Source organism: Pseudomonas agronomica, from assembly GCF_025917275.1.
GTDB lineage: Bacteria > Pseudomonadota > Gammaproteobacteria > Pseudomonadales > Pseudomonadaceae > Aquipseudomonas > Aquipseudomonas agronomica.
Genome location: NZ_JAOSHO010000567.1, coordinates 1 through 2,958 on the forward strand (window position 1 = coordinate 1; position 2,958 = coordinate 2,958).

The 2,958-nt window shown below is 58.2% G+C and carries 4 protein-coding genes and 1 pseudogene; 4 read left to right on the plus strand and 1 reads right to left on the minus strand.

Annotated elements, in window-relative coordinates; translation table 11 throughout:
• Together OC610_RS24540 and OC610_RS24545 are read left to right on the plus strand one after the other, a co-directional pair.
• Positions 1-337, plus strand: a pseudogene (locus tag OC610_RS24540) (hypothetical protein); the annotation flags it as partial.
• Complete coding sequence (locus tag OC610_RS24545; protein WP_264431545.1) at positions 334-648, plus strand: antibiotic biosynthesis monooxygenase family protein; 315 nt, start codon at positions 334-336, stop codon at positions 646-648. The pseudogene OC610_RS24540 and the gene OC610_RS24545, both read left to right, overlap by 4 nt.
• A gap of 137 nt (positions 649-785) precedes the next feature.
• Here the strand turns inward: OC610_RS24545 and OC610_RS24550 are convergent, their stop codons facing one another.
• Positions 786-1,112 carry a DUF2025 family protein gene (locus OC610_RS24550; RefSeq protein WP_264431546.1) on the minus strand — a complete coding sequence of 109 codons (327 nt, stop codon included), beginning with the start codon at positions 1,110-1,112 and terminating at the stop codon, positions 786-788.
• Between the two features lie 243 nt (positions 1,113-1,355).
• Between OC610_RS24550 and OC610_RS24555 the strand changes: the two genes are divergently transcribed.
• Positions 1,356-2,483 carry a glycerophosphodiester phosphodiesterase gene (locus tag OC610_RS24555; RefSeq protein WP_264431547.1) on the plus strand — a complete coding sequence of 376 codons (1,128 nt, stop codon included), beginning with the start codon at positions 1,356-1,358 and terminating at the stop codon, positions 2,481-2,483.
• Between the two features lie 122 nt (positions 2,484-2,605).
• A complete protein-coding gene (locus OC610_RS24560) occupies positions 2,606-2,911 on the plus strand; it encodes a PepSY domain-containing protein (RefSeq protein WP_264431548.1) in 306 nt (101 codons plus the stop codon).
• The last annotated feature ends 47 nt before the right edge of the window (positions 2,912-2,958 follow it).

A 2,958-nucleotide genomic window follows, 5' to 3' on the forward strand; every position in this document is an offset into this window, starting at 1 on the left:
GGCATTGCTGACGCCGCTGAGCTGTGCCCTGGTCGAGACCATCGACAGCCTTCAACTCGATGCGGGCTCATTGATTGCCAAGGCTTACGGCCGACAGACCGCGTTCGAGGGCTACCATTGCCGATTCGGGGTTAATCCAGACTTTGAAAAAGAGTTGCTGAGCCAACGCCTGCACGCCGTTGCGAGGGATTCGGCCGGCGACCTGCGAGCCGTGGAACTGCACGATCACCCGTTCTTCATCGCCACGCTGTTCCAGCCTGAACGCGCTGCACTGGAAGGCCGCGTGCCGCCACTGGTCAGTGCGTTTGTCGAAGCCTGCGCGAGGAAAACGCCATGAGCGCCCCTTATTACGCCGTGATTTTCACCTCCCTGCGTACCGAGGGGGACCAAGGCTACGCCGAAGCCGCCGGGCACATGCTGGCCCTTGCCCGGGAGCAACCCGGATTCTTAGGCGTCGAATCGGCCCGTGGCGACGATGGTTTGGGGATTACCGTGTCCTACTGGAGCGACGAGGCAGCGATCCTGGCCTGGAAGCAGCATCCCGAACACGTCGCGATCCGCGAACGTGGCCGATCAACCTGGTATGCGCACTTCCAGACGAGGGTTTGCAAGGTCGAACGAGAATACGCCTTCCAACGCCAAACCTGATGCCAGGCCTACAAGTCCTTGTGGGAGCGAGCTTGCTCGCGATAGCGGTAGATCAGCCAACATCATCGGGACTGACCTACCGCTATCGCGAGCAAGCTCGCTCCCACAGGTTTTCTTTTCACTTCAGGATCAGGGGCTCAGCCTTCGACCAACTGCCGCACCGCGACGATTTCCGGCAGATCGCTGCGGGCCATGTACACACGCAACGGCTCGGTGAGGTTGATCCGGTCGTCGACGTTCTGGTCCAACAGCAACTGGATTCGCTCGCGCTTGAGCGCCATGGTGCCGTCTGCCGCCGCGGCCCAGGCAAATTCGCTGGTGGGGATGATGCCGTCATCGGCGACGTCCATGCCAAAAGCGTCTTCGCTGAAACGCACGATGTATCGGCCGGTCTTGCGGTTCAGGCCGACAAAACCTTTAAGCTGGTCGGCGGCCTGGCAGATGAGTGTCGAAGTGATGCGCATGGTAAACCTCATGGATGCGTCCCGAGGGACGTTTGATCGATGGTTTACACGCAGGGCAAGCGAATGATGATGTTCAGGTTTCCCTCTGCCGGGGAAACTGGTGCGGCCAAGGGTACTGCAAAGTGGTTCGAAAGTGCGTGGGAAAATCCGCTTTACGCAGGTCAATGTCGGTATGGCGATAGCGTCCGCAGCGTTCAGTTGTTAAAAGAGAGGTTTTTCAGAAACCGCGAAAGGATCTCGAGCATGCCTGTCACCTTTACCCGTAGCGCCCTGATGCTCAGCCTGTTGCTCGGCCTCGGCCAAGCACATGCCGTTGAAACACCAAGCCCCAAGGCCCTGGCAACCCAGCAGGGTATTCCCCATCCAGCGGTCATTGCCCATCGCGGCGCCTCGTTCGACGCACCAGAATCCACCGCCGCCGCCTACAAGCTGGCGCGGGACCTGGGAGCGGATTACCTGGAACTCGACCTGCAACGCAGCAAGGACGGCGTCCTGTTCGTCTTGCATGACGACAGCCTGCTGCGCACGACAGATGTCGCGACCAAGTTTCCCGAGCGCAAGGACAGCAGCGCCAACGCTTTCACCATGGCCGAACTCAAGACGCTGGACGCCGGCAGTTGGTTCAACGCGGCCTACCCGGACCGCGCACGTCCTTCCTTCGCGGGCCTGAAGATCCTGACGCTGGACGAAGTGATCAACATCGCCGAGGGCAACCCCCAGCAGAAACCAGGGCTGTACATCGAGACCAAGGAGCCCAAGCTGTTCCCCGGCATCGAGCGCGACCTCAAGGATAAACTGCAAGACCGGGGCTGGCTGAGCCCGTCCGGGTCCAAGCTGGCCAAACGCGCCACCGGCGTGGGCCAGGGCAAAGGCAAAGTGGTCTTGCAAACGTTCGAGAAGAGCAGCCTGGAACTGCTTCATCAGGAAATGCCCAAGGTGCCTAAAATCCTGCTGCTGTGGGTGGGTGAAGGCAACATCGAGCCTAAATCAAAAGTGACGTTCGCCGAGTCCGGCGAAACCGACAAGGCGGCCTACTACGCCAGACAAGAGCCCAAGGACAAGGCCGAGTTCGAACAATGGGTCCAGTACGCCAAGGCCCACGGCGCCATCGGCACCGGACCTTCAGCGGCATTGACCCATGGCGGCAGCCAGAGCTATTCGGACCTGGTGAAACCGTGGATGAACCAATACACCCACGACCAGGGTTTGCTGGTACATGTCTACACCGTGGATGAGCCGGTGGACTTCAGGAAAGTGATGGATGCCGGCGTAGATGGCATTTTCACCAACCGGTCCAGTGAATTACTCAAGTATTTCAAGCGCCCTGAAACCGGCAGTGTGGCGCAACTATTGGAGAAGAACGGTTATTGAGGAATCAGGGCGGGACTGGTGCAGTCGCAGCAAGTTTTCCGAATTAAGGGTGAATTAAGTTGCCAGAGATAGTCTGAACCCACTTAAACGAATCACCTTTAACGACACCAAGGAAAGACAACATGAAAACTTTGACTGCCCTGTTTACCGCTGCCGCCCTGACCCTTACTGCTGGCCTGGCCCAGGCTGATGTACGAATCGATCAGATTCCTGAGTTGGTCAAGAGCGGCAAGATCAAATCCCTTGAGTCGATGAATGCTGAAGCCCTGAAGTTGCACCCGGGCGCCACCATCACCGACACCGACCTGGATAACCACTTCAACGGTTATGAATATGAAGTGGAACTCAAGACCGCCGACGGCAAGGAATTCGACGTTGATTTCGATGCAACCACCGGCAAAGTTCTGTCGAACAAGCAAGACACCTGATCCAAAAATCAAAGAAGCCGCGCAACTTTCAAGCTGCGCGGCTTTTT

Excerpts from the sequence above, each read along its gene's own strand:
- OC610_RS24560 (WP_264431548.1), top strand. The coding sequence starts at position 2,606 with ATGAAAACTTTGACTGCCCTGTTTACCGCTGCCGCCCTGACCCTTACT.
- OC610_RS24550 (WP_264431546.1), bottom strand. The coding sequence starts at position 1,112 with ATGCGCATCACTTCGACACTCATCTGCCAGGCCGCCGACCAGCTTAAA.
- OC610_RS24555 (WP_264431547.1), top strand. The coding sequence starts at position 1,356 with ATGCCTGTCACCTTTACCCGTAGCGCCCTGATGCTCAGCCTGTTGCTC.
- OC610_RS24545 (WP_264431545.1), top strand. The coding sequence starts at position 334 with ATGAGCGCCCCTTATTACGCCGTGATTTTCACCTCCCTGCGTACCGAG.